Consider the following 5,064-nt stretch of genomic DNA (forward strand, 5'->3'; position numbering starts at 1 on the left):
GGCAGAAGGATGGGGGAAAGCACCATCATGGCCGGTGTGGTGTCCATGAAGCAGCCTACGATCAGCAACAGGATGTTGATCAGGATCAGGATGACCACCTCATTGGTAGAGAAATTCAGGATCGCCTGTGTGATCATAGCAGGAATCTGCTGAAGAGTCAGTACACGGGTGAACGCGGTTGCACATCCGATGATGACCATCGTTGTTCCGTTGGTGGAGCAGGCAGCGGCAATGGTCTTATAGATATTGCCGAAATTCAGCTCTCTGAAAATGAATACACCGCAAATGAGAGCGTATACTGCAGCGACAGCAGCAGCTTCCGTAGGTGTGAAAATACCGCCGTAGATACCGCCCAGGATGATAACAGGCTCGATCAGGGCAAACTTGGAATCCCAAACGACTTTCATCTTCTCTTTGAAGGTGTATTTGCGGTCATCGCCCTTCCATCCCTGTTTCTTGCAGTAGAAGTAGCAAACTAAGCAAAGGACAATACCGATGATGATGCCAGGTGCGAAGCCGGCCAGGAACATAGCTGAAATGGACGTACTGGTGGATACACCGTAGATAACCATCGGGATACTCGGCGGGATAATAACACCGATACAGCCCGCACATGCCACACACGCCAGAGAAAAGCTCTTACTGTATCCCTTCTCCAGCATAGAAGGAATAACCATGGTTCCGACTGCTGCAACGGTTGCCGGGCCGGAACCGGATACAGCTGCAAAGAACATACAAACAACAACGGTTACAATGGCAAGTCCGCCGGTGATTCTTCCGAAGAAGGCACTGCAGACATTTAAAATTCTCTTGGAAACACCGCCGGCAGCCATGAGCTCACCGGCCAGAATGAACAGAGGGATTGCCATGATCGGGAAAGAATCCGATCCGGAAATCAGCTGCTGAACAATAAAGGAATCTGAAAGTCTCGGATTGAGCAGTACAGATGTCCAGGAAGAAAGTCCGATCGCAATACCTACAGGTACGTTCAGGACAAGGAATACTATCAAGCTAACAAATAATACTGTTGTAATCATCCGTCATACTCCTCTCCGTTTTTGATACATTTGATTCTGTAGATGATGGTCTGTACCTCGCGGAATGCAGCAAGACCAAAACCTACCACTGTAGCAGAATATACATACTGGAACGGAATCCCCAGTGCAGAAGAAGCCTTTCCGACTGCTGCCTGAGCCACACAGTAGTTAAATCCGGTTACCACAATATAGAGTGCAAATAAGAAGAAGAAAATATCACCGATAATTACCACATATTTCTGGATCTTCTTCGGGAACAGATGCAGTGCCGCATCAATTTTGATATGCTTTCTCAGCTTACATCCATAACTGATGCCAAGATAGATCAGCCAGATGAACACATATCTTGCCAGTTCCTCAGACCAGCTTAAAGAGTTATGGAACACATATCTCATAACAACCTGTACAAATACAAGAATCGTCATGACACTCATCAGGATAACACACAGAAACACTTCCAGATTGTCATCCAGCCATTTCAATGCTTTTTTCAACTTTGTAACCTCCTTATACCCGTCGGAAAATACGCCCCCCGAGAAATTCCGACGGTCTTGCATGATCCGGGCCGCCACACAGCAGTTCCCCATTATGCGGCGGCCCGTATTTTCACAGATTATGAAACTAAAAACGCTTTACAATTACTTTCTGTAAGCCTCAAGCTCCTCAACCATCTTGTCAGCCAGATCCGGGTTGTCCATCTGCTCTTTTGCCAGAGACAGGCCATCACCGCTATCTGCGGCAGCCTTGAACTCAAGCTTTGCAGCCTCATCAAGAGTGGTTACTGTACAGCCTGCAGCTTCCATTGTATCAATGGACTCTTCCTCATATTTATTGGACTGCTCATACTGGTATGTAGTTGCCTCTGCCATAGCCTTTTCAATTGCAGCCTGCTGATCAGCACTCAGGGAGTTGTATTTGTCAGCATTCATCACTACATAGTAAGGAGTATAAACATGCTCTGTCAGTGTACAGTACTTCTCAACTTCCTCGAAGCCGTTACCGGTGATGATACCCAGCGGGTTCTCCTCACCATCTACAGTACCCTGCTGCATAGCGGTATATAACTCGGAGAATGCCATGGGAGTCGGGTTAGCACCCATTGCTTTCCAAGCTGCCAGATGGATGGAGTTCTCCATGGTTCTCAGCTTCAGGCCCTTCAGGTCTGCCACAGTATTTACCGGTGTGTTGTTGGTCGTTACGTTACGGAAGCCGTTCTCCCACATTGCCAGGCCTTTCAGACCGAACTGATCGAAGCCTTCCAAGATCTTCTGTCCGGCTTCTCCGCCGAATCCCACATCATATACTTCCTGCTTGCTCAGGAACATGTAGTACACATCATACAGATACAGGTCATGGTAGCTTGCTGACACAGAAGAAGTGGAACCGATGGAGATATCGCACTCACCGTTCTGGGTCATCTCGAATCTCTGCTCATCGTTGCCGAGCTGGTTATCCGGGAAGTCAGCGATGGTGATTGTTCCGTTGGAATACTCATTCACTTTCTCACCGAAGTAAGTAACTGCATCCTTCGCACTGGAAGATGTTACACCGCCGACAACGAGTTCAACCGCCTCGCCGTCTCCTGCTGCTGCGCTGCTGTCTGCGCTGTCTGCCTTGTCCTCTGTTGCTGCGCTGGAATCTGCTGCCTTGTCAGAAGATCCGCCGCAGGCGGTCATGGATGCAACCATGGCTGCTGCCATCAATACTGCTAATGCTTTCTTTTTCATAAGAGTTATCTCTCCCTTCCGATTTTTTTCGGTACATTTACCCTTATCATTATATAACAAATCGACTTCTTCGTCAATAATGACCATTATTTTTCGGTTACTTTCCTGTCTTTTAGTTATTTTTACTTATTTTATTTGCCCAGATAGCCGCCATCGCAAGGAATGCAGGCACCTGCCATATAATCGGATGCATCGGAAGCCAGGAAAATGGTCAGGCCCTTCAGGTCATCTGCCGTTCCCCATCTGTGTGCAGGAATACGGGCCAGAATATCCTTATTTCTGTTCGGGTCATTGATCAGAGCGGTGTTCAGCTCGGTAGCCATATAGCCCGGAGCGATGGCATTCACATTGATACCCTTCTCTGTCCACTCGTTGGAAAGCGCCTTGGTCAGCTGGGCCACACCGCCCTTGCTGGCTGCATAAGCAGGCACTGTCCATCCGCCGAAGTAGCTGAGCATGGATGCCACATTGATGATCTTTCCTTTGGAGTTCTGTGCGATCATCTGGTTTGCCGCCAGCTGGCACATTTCAAAGGTAGCAGTCAGGTTTACTTCGATCACATCGTCCCAGTCACTGAGCGGGAACTCGGTGCAGAAATGTCTTCTCTGTACGCCTGCGCAGTTTACAAGAATATCCAGATGTCCGCCAAGTGCCTCTACACATGCTGCGAATCCACTCTTCACTTCCTCACGGTTGCCCAGATCGATCTTCACGCCCTTACACGGAAATCCTTTGCCGGCAAATGCAGCTGCCACTTCCTGTACTTTGTCGCTGAAACCCACGATCACAACCTCAGCGCCAGCCTCCATCAGGCCTTCTGCCATACCATAGCCCAGACCTCTTGTTCCGCCTGTGACGATGGCTTTTCTTCCGGTCAAATCAAAAAGCTTCATTGTTCATTCTCCTTCTATATATTATATATGATACCCACGGATTGTTCCGAGCTTCGCACTCTCACAATCCTACGCATTACTTACTTCGTGCAGTCAACAACAACCTTGCAGGTACCGCAGTCAGGATCCGCGATCATATCAAACACCTTCGGAGCCTCGCTTAACGGAACTACATGAGAAACCACCTTCTCCAGCTGCTCCTGGATATCCTCGGTAAAGCGGATTGCCTGTCCGAATTCTTCCTGCGTATATACACGGGTACCGATCAGCAGCTGTTCTTTGAAATTCAACTGTCTCAAATCCACCTCATGCGGTTTCTTATGAACAGCAGTCATACAGATTCTTCCTCTTACTCTGGTGATCTCTGTCATCTCGATGGCTGCGGACGGAGATCCGCTGCACTCAAACAGGACATCACATCCCTCACCGTCAGTTCCTTCCAGAACGATATCCTTCAGGCTCTCCTTGTTCGGGTTGACAGGAATCATTCCAAGCTCTTTGGCCAGTGCCAGACGTTTCTCGAAAATATCGGAAATATATACCTTCTCAGCGCCGCAGGCCAGAAGTGCAATACCGGTCAGAATGCCAATGGGGCCTGCACCGATGACAACTGCAGTCTCTCTTGCCTGGAAATCTACCATATGAAGTGCATGTACGATAACTGCCAGCGGTTCTACGGTAACAGCAGCCTTATCACTGACACCTTCAGGAACCTTGAACATTACATCTTCCTTCACATACATGGTCTCGCACATACCGCCGTCTGTATCAATACCGATCAGTCCCAGGGTGTTGCAGACATGCTTATTGCCTTCCCGGCATGCACGGCAGTGTCCGCAGCTCAGAAGCGGGTAAGTAACCACACGGTCACCCTTCTTGAATTTCTTTCCATCCTCTTCCACAACGCCAAGGAACTCATGGCCGAAGATCAGCGGAGCCTTTGCTCTCGGATGAGTACCAAGGAAAATGCCGATGTCAGAACCACAGACGCCGCAGTACTTTACTGCGATCTTCACTGCTCCTTCTACCGCTTGCGGCTCTGCCACCTCACGAACTTCTGCCTGTTTCGGCCCTGCGTAGATTAATGCTTTCATTGAAAATTCTCCTCTCCTTCTGTTTTTTACAACAATATATCATTCATTTTACTTTTTTAAGGAAAATTTACCGTTCCTGATCTGCGCTATCATTAACGCTTGGACTATTTCAACAATCAAATCTCTCATTTCGGTTTTATAATACTACATTTGCACAATAAAGTAAAGAGAGAAAACATTATTTTAACACAAAATAATCTTTTATTTTCGCGTGAAAATTTCAAAAGTAAATTCCACCGTCCGCTTATGCGGTGGAATTTACTCCTACATGAGTGGAGTTTAATCTTTCATATATTCGTGCTATGCTCATGAA

Annotated in this window: 5 protein-coding genes; all 5 read right to left on the reverse strand. The window is 47.7% G+C overall.

Going from position 1 to position 5,064, the window contains the following annotated elements; genetic code table 11:
* Window positions 1–1,037, reverse strand: a 1,037-nt coding sequence (locus ACZMB2_RS13545) for a TRAP transporter large permease (RefSeq protein ID WP_487597127.1), incomplete at its 3' end; no start/stop codon positions are given.
* On the reverse strand, window positions 1,034–1,531 hold the full coding sequence (locus ACZMB2_RS13550; RefSeq protein WP_487597128.1) for a TRAP transporter small permease: 498 nt from the start codon (window positions 1,529–1,531) through the stop codon (window positions 1,034–1,036). The genes ACZMB2_RS13545 and ACZMB2_RS13550, both read right to left, overlap by 4 nt.
* A 144-nt stretch (window positions 1,532–1,675) precedes the next feature.
* Window positions 1,676–2,764 carry a TRAP transporter substrate-binding protein gene (locus tag ACZMB2_RS13555; RefSeq protein WP_487597129.1) on the reverse strand — a complete coding sequence of 363 codons (1,089 nt, stop codon included), beginning with the start codon at window positions 2,762–2,764 and terminating at the stop codon, window positions 1,676–1,678.
* A gap of 131 nt (window positions 2,765–2,895) precedes the next feature.
* Window positions 2,896–3,657, reverse strand: coding sequence for an SDR family oxidoreductase (locus ACZMB2_RS13560; RefSeq protein ID WP_487597130.1), 762 nt, complete (start codon window positions 3,655–3,657; stop codon window positions 2,896–2,898).
* Window positions 3,658–3,737: 80 nt separating this feature from the next.
* Entirely contained in the window at window positions 3,738–4,751 is a 1,014-nt protein-coding gene (locus tag ACZMB2_RS13565) for a zinc-dependent alcohol dehydrogenase (RefSeq protein ID WP_487597131.1), read from the reverse strand.
* Window positions 4,752–5,064 lie beyond the last annotated feature (313 nt).

Source organism: Hominiventricola sp., assembly GCF_057604405.1.